Raw genomic sequence first — 17,684 nt, 5'->3', positions numbered from 1 at the left:
GTACGAAAAGTACGCTCCGCTCCGGTTCTCGGAATCCACCATTTTCGGCTCGGCCTGATCTGAATCTCAACACACCTTGCGTTGGTGCTAATGCGCCTCGTCCCAGTTGTTGGCGGCTCGCGCGTCGACATGCAGCGGCACCGACATCGAGACCGCCGGCATCGCCGCGTTTTCCATGACATGACGCACGACCGGGATCGTCGCCTCGACTTCCGCCTCGACGGTCTCGAAGATCAGTTCGTCATGCACCTGCAGCAGCATGCGTGCCGAAAGGCCTGCTTTTTCCAGCGCCTCCTCCATGCGGATCATGGCACGGCGGATGATGTCGGCGGCGGTGCCTTGCAGGCGGGCATTGATCGAGGCGCGTTCGTTGAAGGCGCGGAGCGAGGGGTTGGACGATCTTATGTCGGGGTAATGGATGCGGCGGCCGAAGATCGTTTCGACAAAGCCGTGCTCGCGGGCATAGGCCTTGGTCTCCTCGATGTAATCGCGGATGCCGGGGAAGCGCTCGAAATATTTCTTGATGTAGTTGCCGGCTTCCTCGCGCGGGATCGACAGCTGGTTGGCGAGACCGAAGGCCGAAATGCCGTAGATGATGCCGAAATTGATCGCCTTGGCGCGGCGGCGAACCTCCGAGGGCATGCCTTCGACCGGCACGTTGAACATCTCCGACGCGGTGATGGCGTGGATGTCGGCGCCGTCGGCGAAAGCCTGCCGCAGTTGCGGGATCTCGGCGACATGGGCGAGCACCCGCAATTCGATCTGGCTGTAGTCGGCCGAGACCAGCCGATGGCTCTTGTCGGTGATGAAGGCGGTCCTGATCTTGCGGCCCTCGGCGGTGCGCACCGGGATGTTCTGCAGGTTCGGATCGGAGGATGACAGGCGTCCCGTCGTCGTAGCGGCCAACGCGTAGGAGGTGTGGACGCGCTTGGTGTCGGGGTGGATGAAGCCGGGCAGCGCATCGGTATAGGTCGATTTCAGCTTGGTCAGCTGGCGCCAGTCGACGATCTTGCGCGGCAGTTCGTGACCTTCGGCAGCGAGATCTTCGAGAAGCTGCGCCGAGGTCGACCACTGGCCGGTCTTGGTCTTCGAACCGCCGGGCAGGCCCATGCGCCCGAACAGGATGTCGCCGAGCTGCTTTGGCGAACCGATGTTGATGCGTTCGCCGATGAGCTGGTAGATTTCCTCTTCGAGGCGAGCGGCGCCCTGCGCCAATTCGCCGGAGAGCCGCGACAGGATCTGCCTGTCGACCGAGATGCCGCGCTGTTCCATGCGCGCCAGCACCGGCACCAGCGGCCGCTCCAGCCGCTCGTAGACAGACACCAGGCCCTTGGCGGCAAGCCGCGGTTTCAGCACCAGCCAGAGCCGCAGCGTCACATCGGCGTCTTCGGCGGCATGAGCCGTCGCCTTGTCGATGTCGACCTGATCGAAACCGACCGAGCTTTTGCCCGAGCCGGTCACGTCCTTGAGCTGAAGAGGGGTATGACCGAGCCACTTTTCGGCAAGCGCATCCATGCCGTGACCATGGGGCGTACCGGCATCGAGCACGTAGGAGATCAGCATGGTGTCGTCGAACGGTGCGACATCGACGCCGTAGCGGCTCATGATGACAAGATCGTATTTTAGGTTCTGCGCGATCTTGAGAACCGATCTGTCTTCGAGCAGCGGTTTCAGCACCGCCAGCGCCTCGCGCAGCGGAATCTGGTTTTCGAGCGCGCCACCACCGAGCAGGTCGCCATTGCCGCTCATGTGGGCGAAGGGAATGTAGGCGGCGCGTCCGGGAGCCGTGGCGATAGCCATGCCGATCAGTTCGGCCTGCATCGGATCGGCGGATGTCGCCCTGACGTCGAAGGCGGCGATGCCAGCCTCCCGTGCCTCAGCCACCCAGGCTTTCAGGGTCGAGACATCGCGAATGCAATGATAGGCAGAAATATCGATCTTGCCGGTGGCCGCGCGCTCAAGCCTTAGTGCCGCGAGCAGGGAGGGGGTATCGCCTTGTTTTGACGTCTCCGCCGTCCCGCCGGCTTCGTCCGGTTCAGTGCCAGGCGCATTCCGGGCAGCCGGCGGCAAACCGGCGCCAACGTCCGGGCCATGGGCATGATCGGCGCGTTCGACGGTGACCGCGACGGCCTGGACGTCGCCGGCCTCGGTGCTGGTCGCTTCCGCGACACGGCGGGTCAGCGAGGTGAATTCCATGGTCTTGAGGAAACCGATCAGCTTCGGGCCGTCGGGCGCGTGCAGGACGAAATCCTCCAGACCCTCGGTCACCGGTACGTCGTTCATCAGCGTCACCAGCTGACGAGAAATGCGCGCCTTGTCGGCGTTGGCGATGATCGATTCCCGGCGCTTGTCCTGTTTGATCTCGCCGGCCCGGGCCAGCAGCGTGTCCAGGTCACCGAACTGTTCGAGCAGTTGCGCCGCCGTCTTCGGCCCGATGCCGGGCACACCAGGCACATTGTCGACCGAATCGCCGGTCAGCGCCTGCAGGTCGACCATCTTCTCCGGCGGCACGCCCCATTTCTCGATGACCTCCGGAATGCCTATCTGGCGGTCCTTCATCGGGTCGTACATGGCGACCGTATCGCCAACCAGCTGCATCAAATCCTTATCGGAGGAGATGATGGTGGTATCGCCTCCGGCTTCGCAGGCGAGCCTCGCATAGGTGGCGATCAGATCGTCAGCCTCGTAGCCTTCGATCTCGACGCAGGGCAGGTTGAACGCCCTGGTCGCCTGGCGGATCAGGCCGAATTGCGGGATCAAATCTTCCGGCGGTGCCGAGCGGTTGGCCTTGTATTCGGGGTAGAGGTCATTGCGGAAGGTTTTTGACGAATAGTCGAAAATGACGGCGAAATGCGTCGGCACGATGCCTACATCGGTATTGCGGGCGTCGAGCATCAGCTTCCACAGCATGTTGCAGAAGCCGGAAACGGCGCCGACCGGCAGGCCGTCGGATTTGCGGGTCAGCGGCGGCAGCGCGTGATAGGCACGGAAGATGTAGCCGGAGCCGTCGACAAGGAAGAGATGATCGCCTTTTTTCATGCCGGCAGGGATAGCGCGGCGCGGCGGCTTGGTCCATGCCAAAGGCAGCCTCGACTATCGGTTCCGGCAACACCCTGACAGATCGCCGTCGCCCTGCTCACGCCCATGTTACAAAACTGTAATTTTCGTGCCCTTGAATCGCCACGTTCAGAGACCCAAATACACGTCATCGGCAGTTTTCGCCGAGTCCGGAGCAAGGCCCGTCCCCCGCCTATCCCGGACACCTGCGGCAGCCTATCCCCCCTCTCCGGGCTGCCGCATCGTTTCGAGTAGAAGGCCGCCGTGGTTCCCCCTCCACCACGGCGGTCTTTTTTTGCCTCGCAGAGATGTTTGCAGCCCGTGGTCCAATGATCGCGGGCTTTTCGTTTTCCCGTCATGCCTTTACGGTTCCGGTTCTGAATCGAAAGGCTTCACATATGTCCGCAGTTTCCCCCGTCCTCGACCGTCTCGACAAGAATCTCGACCAGAGCCTCGAGCGCCTGTTCGGCTTGCTCAGGATCAAGTCCATCTCCACCGATCCAGCCTATGCCGCCGACTGCCGCAAGGCGGCGGAATGGCTGGTGGCCGAACTCGAGCTGATCGGCTTCGACGCCAGCGTTCGCGACACGGCCGGCCACCCGATGGTGGTTGCGCACCATGACGGCCCGGCCGGTTCGCCGCATGTGCTGTTTTACGGCCATTATGACGTTCAGCCGGTCGACCCGATCGAATTGTGGGAAAGCGATCCGTTCGCGCCTGCTGTCAAGGAGGTCGGGCCGGACCACAAGGTGATCGTCGGTCGGGGGTCGGCCGACGACAAGGGCCAGTTGATGACCTTCGTCGAGGCTTGCCGCGCCTGGAAACAGGTGCATGGCAATCTGCCTTGCCGCATCACCATCCTGTTCGAGGGCGAAGAGGAATCCGGTTCGCCTTCTCTGAAGCCGTTTCTCGAGGCCAATGCCGACGAACTCAAGGCCGATTTCGCGCTGGTCTGCGATACCGGCATGTGGGATCGCGACACGCCGTCGATCTGCGTCGGATTGCGCGGGCTGGTGGGTGAGGAGATCACGGTGAAGGCCGCCGACCGCGACCTGCATTCGGGCCTCTATGGTGGTGCCGCCGCCAACCCGATCCGCATCCTGGCCAGGGTGCTGGCCGATGTCCACGACAAGGACGGCCACATCACCATTCCCGGCTTCTATGATGGCGTCGAGGAAACGCCGTCGCAGATCCTGAAATCATGGGAGACGCTCGGCGAGACTGCCGAGACGTTCCTGGGACCGGTCGGCCTGTCGATCCCGTCGGGCGAAAAGGGCCGCTCCGTGCTGGAATTGACCTGGGCGCGGCCGACGGCCGAGTTCAACGGCATCATCGGCGGCTATACCGGTAAGGGCTTCAAGACGGTGATCGCGGCCGAAGCCTCGGCGAAGGTCTCGTTTCGCCTCGTCCACAAGCAGGACCCGAAAAAAATCCGGGCCGCGTTCCAGAAGTTCGTCAAGGAGCGCATTCCGGCCGACTGTTCCGTCGAATTCCATCCGCATGGCGGCTCGCCGGCAATCCAGCTTTCCTACGACTCGCCCTTCCTGGCCAAGGCCAAGAATGCGCTGTCCGACGAATGGCCGAAGCCGGCGGTTACGACGGGCAGCGGCGGCTCCATTCCGGTTGTCGGCGATTTCCAGACCTATCTCGGCATGGAATCGCTGCTGGTCGGGTTCGGCCTCGACGACGACCGCATCCACTCGCCCAACGAGAAATACGAGCTCAGCTCCTTCCACAAGGGCCAGCGCTCCTGGGCGCGGATTCTCGATGCCTTGACGCGCTGAGCAGCGGAACCCCTGTTTTCCTGTTGATTTTTCAGCCGATCGCGGCGAGGACGGGCCACAAGATAAAGCGCTGCAGCATCCCCTGCGGGTCAGGGGGCACTGTAGGGCTCGACCGGAGAAGACAATGGCCGATATCCGTTTCCATAAAAACGACCTGCCCGACCTCTCGCACTACAATGTCGGGGCAGTGGCCATCGACACCGAAACGCTCGGGCTCAATCCGCATCGCGACCGGCTGTGCGTGGTGCAGATTTCGCCCGGCGACGGCAGCGCCGACGTCATCCAGATCGCGCCCGGCCAGAAGAAGGCGCCGAACCTCGTCAGCCTGCTGAGGAACCGTGGCGTAACCAAGCTGTTCCACTACGGCCGCTTCGATCTTGCCGTTCTCTACAATGCGTTCGGCGTCATGCCGGAGCCGGTGTTCTGCACCAAGATCGCCTCGCGGCTGACCCGCACCTATACCGACCGCCACGGGCTCAAGGACATCTGCTTCGAGCTTCTCGGCGTCGGGCTGTCCAAGGCGCAGCAATCGTCGGACTGGGCGGCCGAGACGCTGTCGCCCGAACAGCTCGAATATGCGGCTTCCGACGTGCTCTATCTGCACCGGTTGCGCGATGTACTGGCCGGACGGCTGGCGCGCGATGGGCGGACCAAGGAGGCCGATGCCTGCTTCCGCTTCCTGCCGACGCGTGCCAAGCTTGACCTGATGGGCTGGGACGAAGAGGATATCTTCGCCCATAGCTGAGGGCCGTTGGCGCGCTCCGCGGGCCGGTGACCGTTTGGAACCCGATACAGGCCGTCGCGTTCTGTCGGCTCAGTTTGTCGGTGCAATTGGGGATAATGACATGGCGGACAGAAAGCCGATTGCGACCGCGCCGACAGACGGCTCCAAGGTCTCCGTGACCTGGAAGGACAGCGACGGCGTCATCAACGAATCCATCGCGCAATATCGCGACGACGGCTGGTGGGTCTATATCGACAGTCACACGCAAAAGAAGGTCGAGCCGACCAGCTGGCGCCCTGCCGCAAGCGACGACGACGATCAATAAGCGCGCCGCTGGTGAGGCCGGCTGCTTTCGAATAGCCTGAAGCCGTTGATATCGAGGCCGATTCGGGGCTTTCCGGTCCGCGGTCGCCCTCTTGCTCGGAGGAAATCGCTATGGGTGTCGAAAGCCTGCTCGTCTTCATCATCATCGGTGCCATCGCCGGCTGGCTCGCCGGTCTCATCGTTTCCGGATTCGGCTTCGGCCTGATCGGCAACATCATCGTGGGCATCGTCGGTGCGTTCATCGCCGGCTGGCTGTTTCCGCGGATCGGCTTTTCCATCGGCGGCGGCACTCTCGCCGCGATCATCCATGCCACGATCGGCGCCATCATCCTGCTGGTGCTGGTCAAGGTTCTGAAACGAGCCTGAGGCTCGACAACGCAAAGAGCGCGCAATGAAACAGAATACGCTCAATCTCGTCATCGGCGCGCTCGTCGTCGTGGTCATCGCGCTTGGTATCTATGTCTATCGCGAGCAGACCAAACCCAAGGGCGTCGAGCTCAAGATCGACGACAAGGGCATTTCGATCCAGCAGAACTAAGCCATGCGGGGGCGCGACATGGTTGCTTCTGACGCCCCGGAAGACGTCGATCAGCCCCCGATCACCGTGGCGGAATGGGAGAGGCTGAACAGACCGCCAAGGCGCGAGGCGCTGCTGCGCTATCGTTGGCGGGTGTTTCGCTTTCTGAGGACATCCGCACCGGTCAGCGAATTGCAGGGGCAAGAGCAGGTATTCCGCGATGCGGTCGTCGCCACCGTGGCCTTCAACCGGCCCGAAATGATCGAATGGCAGATCCACCTGGTACGCCGATACCTGGCCGAGCACGAAAGCTACATCGTTTTCGACAACAGCAACAAGGGCGAGGCAAGGGAAGCAATCCGCGATCTCTGCCGTCGCCAGCATGTCCCCTATGTCGCATTGCCGAAGAACAGGCTGGTCGTCAGCAGATCGCACGGTCAAGCGCTCAACTGGATCGTGCGGAATTTCTTGCCCAGGTTCGGGCCGAAGCTGTTCGGCTTCATCGATCATGACATCTTTCCGACTGAACCGTTTTCGATCCGCGCCCGGATGGAGGGCAAAAGCCTCTACGGCAGCGTGCGGCGCGACACGCCGACGCCAGGCGGCTGGTTCCTGTGGCCCGGCTTCTGTTTTTTCGACGGAAGCCTGTTGCGGCGACGGCTGGATTTCGCCCCGAGCTACAAGTTTCATATGGATTCCGGCGGCGGCAACTGGCCTGTGCTCTACAGGTCGATCGATCCGGCGCTGGTTCGATTCGCTGAAAACAAATCGCTTCGCTTCGGCGCCGGACATGATCAATCCGAGGATTTTTTCATGATGGTCGATGGCTGGCTGCACGTCACGAACGCCTCGAACTGGAGGCGACAGCCGGTTGACAGGGGCGAACACATTGTCGCGCTGTTGCGGCAAGCCGGCGGTCCCGACCAGCCGGATGTGAAGTTCGAGCCCATCTGAACGAGACAGCGAACAGCGTGGTGTCAGTAACCTGCAAAGAGCAGACGCTGGCCTTTTTGGCTGCCCAACCCCAAGGCCGGCATTCGAACACGACTTAACCCGCCCTTAAATCGCCGCATCTACTCTTCAACCCGAACGCCATAGGCATCGGGGACATCAAGCACAGCGCATGGCGAACCGCAGAGACAGTCGCATCGAACCCAGTTTCGAGGGGCCGCCGCAGGCGCGGTCCTCGGCGGGTCTTTCGGTGAACGAGGAGGATCGCGTCGTGCCGAGCAATCGCAAAGCCTCCGCAAAACGCAAGCCGGCCAAAGGGAAATCGTCGCGGGTCAAGCGCGGCAGAAGCCGGCGCGGCCTGTTCGGCGTGCTCGGCCGGCTATTCTACTGGTGCTTCGTGCTCGCCATCTGGGGCGGCATCGCCGTGGCCGGCATCGTCATCTACTACGGCGCCAAGATGCCGGCGGCGACGACCTGGTCGATTCCCGACCGCGCCCCCAACATCAAGATCGTCTCGGCAGATGGCCAATTGCTCGCCAATCGCGGCATGAGCGGCGGCGAGGCGGTCGGCCTGCACGAAATGTCGCCCTATATCCCGGAAGCCGTCATCGCCATCGAAGATCGGCGCTTCTACTCGCATTTCGGCATCGACCCGATCGGGCTTTCCCGCGCGATGGTCACCAATGTGCTTGGCGGGCATTTCTCGCAGGGTGGCTCGACGCTGACCCAGCAATTGGCCAAGAACCTGTTCCTGACACCCGACCGCACGCTGGAGCGCAAGGTGCAGGAAGTGCTGCTGGCGCTATGGCTGGAGCACAAGCACACCAAGGACCAGATCCTCGAAATGTACCTGAACCGGGTCTATTTCGGCTCTGGCGCCTATGGCGTCGAAGCCGCCTCGCGCCGCTATTTCGGCAAGAGCGCGCGCGACGTCACCCTGTCGGAAGCCGCATTGCTTGCCGGCCTGCTGAAGGCGCCGTCGCGGCTGTCCCCGGCACGCGATCCCAAGGCCGCCGAGGAACGCTCGCAGCTGGTGCTTGCCGCCATGCGCGACGAGGGCAAGATCAGCGCCAAGGAACTGACCTCGGCGATGAGCGCGCCGGCAACGCGTGCGCCTTCCTATTGGACCGGCTCGGAGAATTACGTCGCCGATACCATCATGGAGGAACTGCCCGACCTGATCGGCGACGTACGCGGCGATATCGTCATCGACAGCACCGTCGACCTGAACCTGCAGAAGCTCGCCGAGCAATCGATCCGCAGGCTGATCGACGACAGCGGCAAGAAACTCAACGTCAGCCAGGGCGCCCTGGTGTCGATCGACGATTCCGGTGCGGTGCGCGCCATGGTCGGCGGCTACGACTATTCGACCAGCCAGTTCGACCGTGCTTCGGAGGCACGTCGCCAGCCGGGCTCGGCATTCAAGCCGTTCGTCTATATGGCCGCTCTTGAAGCCGGCCGCACGCCCGACAGCATCCGCAACGATGCGCCGATCAAGATCGGCAACTGGACGCCCGACAATTACGGCGGCAAGTATTTCGGCAAGGTGACGCTGGCCACTGCGCTGGCCAAGTCTCTGAATTCGGTGGCAGCGCAGCTGACCATGGAGGTCGGGCCGAACGCGGTTGTCGAGGCGGCGCACCGCATGGGCATCCAGTCCGACCTGACAGCCAACACCTCGATCGCGCTCGGCACTTCGGAAGTGACGCCGCTGGAGTTGACATCGGCCTATGTCCCCTTTGCCAATGGCGGCTACAAGCCCGACATCCATTTCATCCGGCGCGTGACGACCACCGAGGGCAAAGTGCTTTACGACAGCGGCGGCGGCAGCGCGCCGCGCGTCGTCAAGCCTGAGATCGTCGGCATGATGAACTCGATGATGACGGGCACGGTTGAGATCGGCACTGCCCGGAAAGCGGCTTTCGCCTGGCCATCGGCCGGCAAGACCGGCACCAGTCAGAATTCGCGCGACGCCTGGTTCGTCGGCTACACCGCCAACCTCACCACCGGTGTGTGGTTCGGCAATGATGATGGCAGCCCGATGAAGAAGGTCACCGGCGGCGCACTGCCGGCGCAGGCCTGGCACGAGTTCATGGTTGCGGCCCACGAGGGTGTGCCGGTGCGGCCGCTGCCCGGCACCTGGAAATCGACGCCGGCCGACACAATCGTCCCCGACGAGATACCCTCGGCGAACAACACGGCGCCGGTTCCGTCCACGTCGGTCAGCCAGCAGGCACCGGCGCGGCCAGCAGCGCCGGTTGCCCAAGCACCAGCGCCGGTCCGCGCGGCCCGTCCCGCCCAAACCGTCGATGCCGATGGCCTTTCCATGCCGGAGGATGACGGCGCCACCGCATCGATCAAGCACCCGGTGCCGCCAGGCGACGTCGGCGGTCCGCGCAAGAAGCGGCAGACCTCGATCCTCGACCTCCTTGGCGGCTGAGTAGACCCGCTAATTCGCCTTTGGTTTGGCGCTGCCCAGCTTCTTGCTGTCAAAGGTCAGTTTGTCGCTGTGAATCTTGCCGTCGCTGATGGTGAGGTGCTTGGCGCAGGAAAGCGCGCCGGACGACTCTGTCATCAAGTCATACATAAGCAGCGCCTGGTGGTCGTCTCCGAAGGCCGCGATCATGCGCACACCGGTCACATCCTGTGAAAGTTTGGTCAGGCCCTCGAGGTAGGGGGCCTTGCCAGTCGACTGTTGCATCGGCCCATCAAAAACGACGTCGTCGGCGACATAGGATGCTGCCTTTTCGAGGTCGTGTCCTGTCCACGCTTTGGTGAAGGCAGTGGCGATGTCGAGGGGTGCTGTCTGTGTCATGGCTTTGTCCTGATAGATTGATTCAGAACCCCGCGCCCTTTCCGCATTCAAGGACCAACGGCGAGCCGGCTTCCCGGTTCCTCCTTTGAGGTGAATGGTGACATTTCGGCCTCTCGCCACCTCGGCGGCGTTCGGCTACATCTGCCGGCTGGAGACCTGAAATGACTGAACTCGACACCCGAAAGACCATCGTGCTGACCGGCGCCAGCCGCGGCATCGGCCACGCCACCGTCAAGCGTTTTTCGCGCGAGGGCTGGCGCGTCATCACCTGCTCCAGGCAGGCTTTCGCCGAGGACTGCCCGTGGCCGGCCGGGCCGGAAGACCACATCAAGGTCGATCTCGCCGATCAGGAGGATGTCGGCATCGCCGTCTCCGAAATTCGCCACCGGCTGGAAGCGCATGGCGGCCAGTTGCATGCGCTGGTCAACAATGCCGGCATTTCGCCGAAGCTCAAGGACGGCAACAGCCGCATGAATTCGATCGACACGCCGATGCATGTCTGGCGCGACGTGTTCCAGGTCAATTTCTTCGCGCCGATCATGCTGGCGCGCGGGCTGTTCAAGGAACTGGCGGCGGCCAAGGGCTCGATCGTCAACGTAACCTCGATCGCCGGAACCCGCGTGCATCCTTTCGCCGGCACGGCCTACGCGACATCGAAGGCGGCACTCGGCTCGCTGACGCGCGAGATGGCGCATGATTTCGGTCCGCACGGCATCCGGGTCAACGCGATTGCGCCGGGCGAAATCGATACCGCGATCCTGTCGCCGGGCACGGACAAGATCGTCGAGACCATTCCTCTCAGGCGCCTTGGCACCACGGCCGAAGTCGCCGACATCATCTTTTTCCTGTGCTCGCAGCAGGCGTCGTATGTGACTGGCTCGGAAATCCACATCAATGGCGGCCAGCACGTGTGACAAAACAGGATGCTCATCCTGTTATGGTGAGAACAGCCTTGCCGCTGAAGCTGCGCTGTCGCAGTGCGTCCAGCGCTTGAGCGACGTCTGTCCACGGCGCCGTCAAGGCCACGCGCGTTTCGAGCCGGCCGGCTGCGACCAGAGCGAGCAGTGAGGCGATGTCCTCGCCGATGCCTGGACCAGACGTGTAGTACGCAAAAGTCTGAAGCCTTGCCCCTTCATGATCCGGAACGAACTGGCGGAATCCGACGGGCGTCAGCTCGCCGCTGCTCGAACCGAACATGACGATGGTCCCGCCAGGTGCGATACGTTCGATCGCGCGTGCGAGGCTTTGGCCGCCGACCGACTCGGTGATCAGCGAGAACGGCCCCTCGGCCAGATCGATCGCTTCGACAACCTGCCGGGCTCCGAGGCCGCGGAGATCGTCGGCATGCCGGGCCGCGGCGATTGCCGTCACCGAGGCGCCTTGCTCGCGGGCGATCTGGATCTGAAAACGGCCGACCGCTCCGCTTGCACCCGTGATCAAGACCTGCTGGCCGGCGAGGTCGCCGCCATGGCGTAGAGTCCTTAGTGCCGTCGTACCGGCGACAGGAAGCGTGGCTGCGGAAACGAAACTGACGTCATCCGGCAGGACGGCGAGACGGTCGATTGGGACTGCGATGCGTTCGGCCCAACCGGCCTCGTCGACCAAAGCAACAACCCGGGCGCCGACGGCTGGCCCGGAACCATCGGCCGCTCTTCGTTCGACAATCCCCGCGATGTCCTGGCCGGGTATCCAGCCCTCGGGGCGTATGGCAAGCAGGCGCAGTTCGCCCCGGTTCAACGAAGTTGCGTGGACAGAGACAAGCGCTTCGTTCGAAGCCGGTTGAGGCTCGGCGATGTCGGTGAGCCTCAACCCGGTCGCGCTTTCGGGAGAGATGACCAGGGCGAGCATGGCGTACCTTGTTGCTGGCTTGTCGGTGCCAGCTTGCTGTGGAAAGCACGGCAAGCTGAGTACGAGCCGGAGCTTATCGACTTTCGCTGTTAAAGAATTTAGCTATCATGGCGTTTAATCGCTAATAACAGTCAACCATGAGACAACCCCTCAGCTACCCCTGGCTCGATCTCGATGTGGATGACCCTGCCGCGCCGGCGATTGCCGTGCGCGTCGACATCCCCGACACCAGAGCGGAAGTCCCCGCCCATCGGCACCGCAAAGGCCAACTCGTCTTCGCACTCGGCGGCGGCGTCACATGCCGCGTTCCAAGCGGTCTATGGATGGTGCCGCCGCATTGCGGGGTGTGGATCCCCGGCGGCATGGAGCACAGCAATGTCGCAACCGCCAACGCCCGGATTTTCTTCGTCTACATAGAGCCGGGAGCCGCCGATCTGCCGGAGCGGTGCTGCACGCTTTCAATCTCGCCCCTGCTGCGCGAATTGATCATCGAGCTTTCCGATCGGGTGGAGGATGACGGGGCGAGGGGCGAACTCTTGACCAAGATGCTGCTCACCGAATTGCCACGCATGCCTGTCCAGCAATTGCACCTGCCGATCTCGTCCGAGCCACGCTTGAACAGGATCGCCGAAGCGTTGGCGCAAGACCCTGCCGACCGCAGCACACTGGCGGAATGGGCCAACCGCATCGCGCTCAGCGAGAGCAGCCTCGCCCGCCTTGTGGCAAAGGAGACGGGGCTGAGTTTCGGGCGCTGGCGCCAGCAATTGCACTTGATCGTTGCAATTCGGGAACTGGCTTCCGGCAAGAGTGTCCAGCAGGTCTCGGGCGATCTCGGCTATGGTTCCGTTACGGCCTTCATCACCATGTTCAAGAAGGCGCTTGGGAAGCCGCCCGCCAAATACCTCAGCAGTATCGCGCAAAATGGCGGCTCTGCATTCGTGGCGTGATGCTCGCTTGAAAGGGTGGTCGAGCCGATCACGTTGCCAGCGTGCGAGAGTGCAGCTTGGGCTTTGGGACTCAGGCCACCGACGGCTCGGCGGTTTCGCGCCTCAACCCCGGTTTGGAACCGAGAACTTCTTCCACAATCCCGCGCGCAATCTCGCGCTCGCCCATGATCACCGTATCGGCGCCCAAACCCTTGAGATGTTCGACCTCGGCATCGGAATGGGCACGGGCGATGACGTTGATAGCGGGATTGGCGGCGCGCGCGCGGAGCACGATCTGGCCGGCTTCGAAGGCATTGGGGATCGCAAGGATCAGCCGGCTGGCGCCCTCGGGATTGGCGGCGGCGAACACTTCGGCATTGGCCGCATTGCCGGCGACGGTCTCGACGCTGTCCGCTTTCAGCTTCGCCAGCGTCTTGTCGGCGTCCTCGATGACCAGGAAGGGCATTGCCGCGCCTTTCAGCGCCGAGCCGACCAGGCCACCGACACGGCCGTAGCCGATCAGGATGGCATGGCCGGTGAGTGTCGTCTTTGGCGGCGGCCCGTCCTCCTTTTTCGCCGCTGCCGCGACAGAGGCCACCTGGCCCGGCTCCGTCGCTGGACCAACCGGTTTTGCCTCGACCGGTGGTGCCGTCCTGGCGGCGCGCCGTTCCAGCCATGGCTTCATCCAGTCGATGGCCAGGAACATCAGCGGGTTGAGGACGATCGACAGGATCGCACCGGCCAGAATGAGGTCGCGGCCCTGTTCCGGCAGCAGCTTCAGCCCGACGCCGAGTTCAGCCAGGATGAAGGAGAACTCGCCGATCTGGGCGAGGCTTGCCGAGATTATCAGCGCCGTGGCGATGGGATAGCCGAAGGCAACAACGATGGCGAACGCGGCCAGTGATTTGCCGATGATGATGATGGCGAGCGTCGCCAGGATCGGCCAACCATTGCTGATCAGGCTGAACGGGTCGAACAGCATGCCGACCGAGACGAAGAACAGCACGGAGAAGGCATCGCGCAGCGGCAGCGATTCTTCCGCCGCGCGGTGGCTGAGTTCGGATTCGCTCATGATCATGCCGGCGAAGAAGGCGCCCAGCGCCAGCGAGACACCGAACAGTTTGGCCGCACCGAAGGCGACGCCGAGCGCGATGGCCAGAACCGCCAGCCGGAACAGTTCGCGCGAGCCGGTATGGGCGACATAGTGCAGGATCCAGGGAATGACCCGGCGGCCGACCACCAGCATGACGATGACGAAAGCGGTGACCTTGGCCAGTGTGATGCCGACGACGCCCCAGATGCCGTAGCTGGCCGGCAGCGACAGCAGGCCGCTGGCATGGGCGTCGGCCTGCTCCTGGCCGCCGAGCACGCCAGCGAGCGCCGGCAGCAGCACCAGCGCCAGCACCATGGCCAGATCCTCGACGATCAGCCAGCCGACGGCGATGCGGCCGCGCTCGGTCTCGATCATCCGCCGTTCCTGCAGGGCACGCAGCAGCACCACGGTCGAGGCGACCGACAACGCCAGGCCGAACACCAGCCCCGCGCCCATCGACCAGCCGAGCATCCAGGCAAGACCAGCGCCAAGCGCGGTGGCAAAGCCGATCTGGACGATGGCGCCCGGCACGGCGATGGCACGCACCGACAGCAGATCCTTGAGCGAGAAGTGCAGCCCGACGCCGAACATCAGCAAGATGACGCCGATTTCGGCCAGTTCGTTGGCAAGCCCGGCATCGGCGACGAAGCCGGGCGTGTTCGGCCCGACCAGCACGCCGGCTATGAGATAACCGACCAGGGGCGGAATGCGGAAGCGGTTGGCGAGAGCCCCGAAGACGAAAGCCAGCCCCAGACCGGCGACGATGGTGGCGATAAGGGGCGTGTCATGCGGCATTGTCTATGGAGCGCCTTTCAAGTCAGCGATGTTGGATGAGCGCCGCCCAAGGCCGCCGCCTGTTTGCAATATGGTGGATGGTATGTCGGCGATGCAACCCGCAAAGCCGTGAAATCGACGGCGCTGGCGCAAATATTTGACCGGCAGCTGAGAAGCTGCCGGCCGGATCGGAATTTGTGCGGAGCTATTCGTCTCGATTCGTCAGGGCCGATCGACAATGATCAGGCTGCCCGCAGCAAGGCCTCGATTTCCGGTATGGCATGGTTGGTCAATGTCTTGGGAATTTCGGCGGTCACCTTGTCCCCGACCTCCTTGTGCAGCTTTTTGCGTATTGTCCCAAGCACCACCGGCGGCGCGACGAGCACGATCTCGCTGAACTCGCCGTCATGCGCGAGCTTGTAGAGCCGGGCGGCGATTTCATCGGCAAAACGCTCCTTGCCGATGCGGTGCCAGTCCGTATCCTCGACTGCGCTGCGGTGTACGGAGGGACCATCACTGTATCGGCCGGGGCTGTCACTGCCTTGCTCGCGGGTGGGCGGGTTGTCCTGCTGCATTTCCTGCACCACCTCGAGATTCGGATATTTGTTGTCACCGGCGTTCCTGAGGAAAAGCGCCTTCTCGCCATCGGCCACGATCACCCAGATACCGTGCTTGAGTATGATTGTGTTCATGATGACAGGGCTCCTTTTTAGCCGCGTGGCGACCTTTAGTTGGCATTCCGCAGCCGGATTTCGATCCGACATGACGGGCCTTTTGAGAACGCACCTCGAGCCGGTAATGTTCCAGTCGGCAGCCACGTCGGCGTTGGACATTCTGGCTATCCCGAGGTCGCGACTTTAATCTACTAACTTGGTAGAATTTAGAAAAAACAGTTTTGCGGCTTTTCTCGCCGGGCGCTAAAAGAGCCACAAATCAAGGCCTGCGACAGCAGCTTGAATCCGCTCTATCTGTAAATGAGAAATATTTTTCTCTTAGCCGGGATGCTTTCAGAAAAGCAATTGCATCCCGATAAGGGATGCGCGAGTGCGTTCCTTCTGGTTTCTCGCGCTCGCGCGTAGAACTGCAAGCTCATTGAGGATTCCGCTCGCGTCCATGTCGCACACTGCTCCCAAGCTCAACGCGTTCCCTGTGTTCATGCGGGTTGAGGGCGAAGCTGTGGCCATCGTCGGGGGCGGCGAAGAGGCGCTGGCCAAGGCGCGGCTGATCGGACAGTCGAGCGCGGTCCTGCGGATCATCGCGGAACATGCCGAGCCCGACCTGCTCGCCTTCGTCGCCCAGGCCGGCGCGACGCATTTTGCCGCGACTTACGAGGCGTCGCAGCTCGAAGGCGCGGTCATGGTGTTTGCCGCCAGCGGCGACGAGGAACTCGACCGCCGGGTGGCCGCGGATGCGCGCCGCCTAGGCATTCCGGTCAATGCCGTCGATCGGCCTGAGCTTTGCGATTTCTTCACCCCGGCGCTGGTCAACCGCGCGCCGGTGGCCATCGCCATCGGCACCGAGGGTGCAGGCCCGGTGCTTGCCCAGATGTTGCGCGGCCGCATCGACCGCATGCTGTCGCCGTCGCTCGGGCCGCTGGCAATTCTTGCAGCTTCGTTTCGCGGGGCTGCCGAGAAGCTGCTGCCGAGAGGCAATGCCCGCCGCCGCTTCTGGCATGATTTCTTCGCTGGCGCTCCTGCGCGCGCGGCTGAAGCCGGCCAGCTTTCGCAGGCGCATGACGCCGCCGTCGATCTTCTGCTGTCGAACACGCCCGCTTGCGGTCACATCGCGCTGGTTGGCGCCGGTCCGGGCGCCGAGGATCTATTGACCTTGCGAGCCCATCGTCTGCTGATGGAAGCCGATGTCATCGTCCATGACGCCCTTGTGCCCGAGGCGGTCGTTGCCATGGGTCGCCGCGATGCCGAGCGCCTGCCGGTCGGAAAGCGCAAGGGCTGCCACACCAAGAGCCAGGCTGAGATCAATGCGCTGCTGGTCGAGCTTGGCCGTGAAGGCAAGCGTGTCGTGCGGCTGAAGTCTGGCGATCCGCTGGTGTTCGGCCGGGCCGGCGAAGAGATGGCGGCACTTCGCGACGCCGGCATCGCCTATGAGGTGGTCCCGGGCGTCACCGCGGCCTTTGCCGCCGCCGCCGATTTCGAACTGCCGCTGACCTTGCGCGGTGTCTCCTCGTCGATGGTGTTCACCACCGGCCACGACCTCAAGGGCAATTCGCTGCCCGACTGGGCCAAGCTCGCGATTTCCGGCGCTACCGTCGCCGTCTATATGGGCCGCTCGGTGGCGGCCGAGGTTGCCGGACGGCTGATCGAGGCCGGCCTGTCGCCGGACACTGCGGTGGCCGTGGTCGAGAATGCCAGCCTCGCCAACCGGCGGCGCTTCCACGGCACGCTTGCCGACCTGCCGTCGCTGGAAGCGCGCGCCGATCTTTCCGGTCCGGTCATGACCATCATCGGCGATGCGGTCGCCGGCGCCAACTTTGAACGGTCCGAGCCGCTGGCGGCACACAGGCATGAAGGCGCGTCCAGTTCGGTCGCCGAAGGAGTTCAGCAATGAAGATACTGACCGCCAACCGCCTCACCGACGGCATCGCCGTCTGGTACGCCGATGGCGGCTGGGCCGAGACGGTGGATCATGCCGACCTCGCCCATGACAAGGCAGCCGATGACAGGCTCGAGGCGATCGGCGCCAAGGCCTATGCCGCCAACGAAGTGGTCGACGTCAATTTGATCGACGCTGAAGTCGTCAACGGCGTCGTCCAACCGGTGCGGCTGCGCGAGAAGATCCGCGCCGCCGGCCCGACCATCCGCAACGATCTCGGCAAGCAGGCTGCGCGGGCAGCATAACCAAGACACCAGGCAT

16 protein-coding genes are annotated in these 17,684 nt (G+C 63.3%); 11 read left to right on the top strand and 5 right to left on the bottom strand.

Annotated elements, in window-relative coordinates; translation table 11 throughout:
• Positions 1-87: 87 nt before the first annotated feature.
• Entirely contained in the window at positions 88-3,039 is a 2,952-nt protein-coding gene (polA, locus tag P3C39_RS25495) for a DNA polymerase I (RefSeq protein ID WP_063173101.1), read from the bottom strand.
• A gap of 416 nt (positions 3,040-3,455) precedes the next feature.
• On the opposite strand from polA, the gene P3C39_RS25490 reads away from it, so the two are divergent.
• From P3C39_RS25490 to P3C39_RS25460, 7 genes are all read left to right on the top strand, one after another.
• On the top strand, positions 3,456-4,841 hold the full coding sequence (locus P3C39_RS25490; RefSeq protein ID WP_275954527.1) for a M20/M25/M40 family metallo-hydrolase: 1,386 nt from the start codon (positions 3,456-3,458) through the stop codon (positions 4,839-4,841).
• A 124-nt stretch (positions 4,842-4,965) separates the two neighbouring features.
• Entirely contained in the window at positions 4,966-5,586 is a 621-nt protein-coding gene (locus P3C39_RS25485) for a ribonuclease D (RefSeq protein ID WP_013529549.1), read from the top strand.
• 100 nt (positions 5,587-5,686) lie between these two features.
• Positions 5,687-5,890: a hypothetical protein gene (locus P3C39_RS25480; RefSeq protein ID WP_013529550.1), complete on the top strand. Its 204-nt coding sequence runs from the start codon at positions 5,687-5,689 to the stop codon at positions 5,888-5,890.
• Positions 5,891-6,000: 110 nt separating this feature from the next.
• The gene (locus P3C39_RS25475; RefSeq protein WP_013529551.1) at positions 6,001-6,255 is read left to right on the top strand and encodes a GlsB/YeaQ/YmgE family stress response membrane protein; all 255 of its coding nucleotides are present in this window, start codon (positions 6,001-6,003) and stop codon (positions 6,253-6,255) included.
• Between the two features lie 25 nt (positions 6,256-6,280).
• On the top strand, positions 6,281-6,427 hold the full coding sequence (locus P3C39_RS25470; protein ID WP_275954526.1) for a hypothetical protein: 147 nt from the start codon (positions 6,281-6,283) through the stop codon (positions 6,425-6,427).
• 18 nt (positions 6,428-6,445) lie between these two features.
• Positions 6,446-7,360 carry a hypothetical protein gene (locus P3C39_RS25465; protein ID WP_275954525.1) on the top strand — a complete coding sequence of 305 codons (915 nt, stop codon included), beginning with the start codon at positions 6,446-6,448 and terminating at the stop codon, positions 7,358-7,360.
• A 169-nt stretch (positions 7,361-7,529) separates the two neighbouring features.
• Positions 7,530-9,797, top strand: coding sequence for a transglycosylase domain-containing protein (locus P3C39_RS25460; protein ID WP_063173098.1), 2,268 nt, complete (start codon positions 7,530-7,532; stop codon positions 9,795-9,797).
• A 9-nt stretch (positions 9,798-9,806) separates the two neighbouring features.
• Here P3C39_RS25460 and P3C39_RS25455 read toward each other — a convergent pair whose 3' ends face one another.
• The gene (locus P3C39_RS25455) at positions 9,807-10,172 is read right to left on the bottom strand and encodes a nuclear transport factor 2 family protein (RefSeq protein WP_027161316.1); all 366 of its coding nucleotides are present in this window, start codon (positions 10,170-10,172) and stop codon (positions 9,807-9,809) included.
• Between the two features lie 161 nt (positions 10,173-10,333).
• On the opposite strand from P3C39_RS25455, the gene P3C39_RS25450 reads away from it, so the two are divergent.
• Positions 10,334-11,086, top strand: a complete 753-nt coding sequence (locus P3C39_RS25450) for an SDR family oxidoreductase (RefSeq protein WP_013529556.1) — start codon at positions 10,334-10,336, stop codon at positions 11,084-11,086.
• 13 nt (positions 11,087-11,099) lie between these two features.
• Here the strand turns inward: P3C39_RS25450 and P3C39_RS25445 are convergent, their stop codons facing one another.
• A complete protein-coding gene (locus P3C39_RS25445) occupies positions 11,100-12,020 on the bottom strand; it encodes a zinc-binding dehydrogenase (protein WP_275954524.1) in 921 nt (306 codons plus the stop codon).
• A gap of 137 nt (positions 12,021-12,157) precedes the next feature.
• On the opposite strand from P3C39_RS25445, the gene P3C39_RS25440 reads away from it, so the two are divergent.
• Positions 12,158-12,967: a helix-turn-helix transcriptional regulator gene (locus tag P3C39_RS25440; protein ID WP_275954523.1), complete on the top strand. Its 810-nt coding sequence runs from the start codon at positions 12,158-12,160 to the stop codon at positions 12,965-12,967.
• A gap of 70 nt (positions 12,968-13,037) precedes the next feature.
• Here P3C39_RS25440 and ybaL read toward each other — a convergent pair whose 3' ends face one another.
• Complete coding sequence (gene ybaL / locus P3C39_RS25435) at positions 13,038-14,834, bottom strand: YbaL family putative K(+) efflux transporter (protein ID WP_275954522.1); 1,797 nt, start codon at positions 14,832-14,834, stop codon at positions 13,038-13,040.
• Positions 14,835-15,055: 221 nt separating this feature from the next.
• Positions 15,056-15,505, bottom strand: a complete 450-nt coding sequence (locus P3C39_RS25430; RefSeq protein WP_275954588.1) for a host attachment family protein — start codon at positions 15,503-15,505, stop codon at positions 15,056-15,058.
• A 421-nt stretch (positions 15,506-15,926) separates the two neighbouring features.
• On the opposite strand from P3C39_RS25430, the gene cysG reads away from it, so the two are divergent.
• Positions 15,927-17,378, top strand: coding sequence for a siroheme synthase CysG (gene cysG, locus P3C39_RS25425; RefSeq protein ID WP_275954521.1), 1,452 nt, complete (start codon positions 15,927-15,929; stop codon positions 17,376-17,378).
• Positions 17,375-17,668 carry a DUF2849 domain-containing protein gene (locus tag P3C39_RS25420; protein ID WP_013529562.1) on the top strand — a complete coding sequence of 98 codons (294 nt, stop codon included), beginning with the start codon at positions 17,375-17,377 and terminating at the stop codon, positions 17,666-17,668. The genes cysG and P3C39_RS25420 overlap by 4 nt, the downstream gene beginning before the upstream one ends.
• Positions 17,669-17,684 lie beyond the last annotated feature (16 nt).

It is taken from the genome of Mesorhizobium sp. XAP4 (genome assembly GCF_029269325.1).
GTDB classification, from domain to species: domain Bacteria; phylum Pseudomonadota; class Alphaproteobacteria; order Rhizobiales; family Rhizobiaceae; genus Mesorhizobium; species Mesorhizobium ciceri.
Note: the sequence above shows the minus strand (reverse complement) of the source record. Positions and strands in the feature narration are given on the sequence as shown.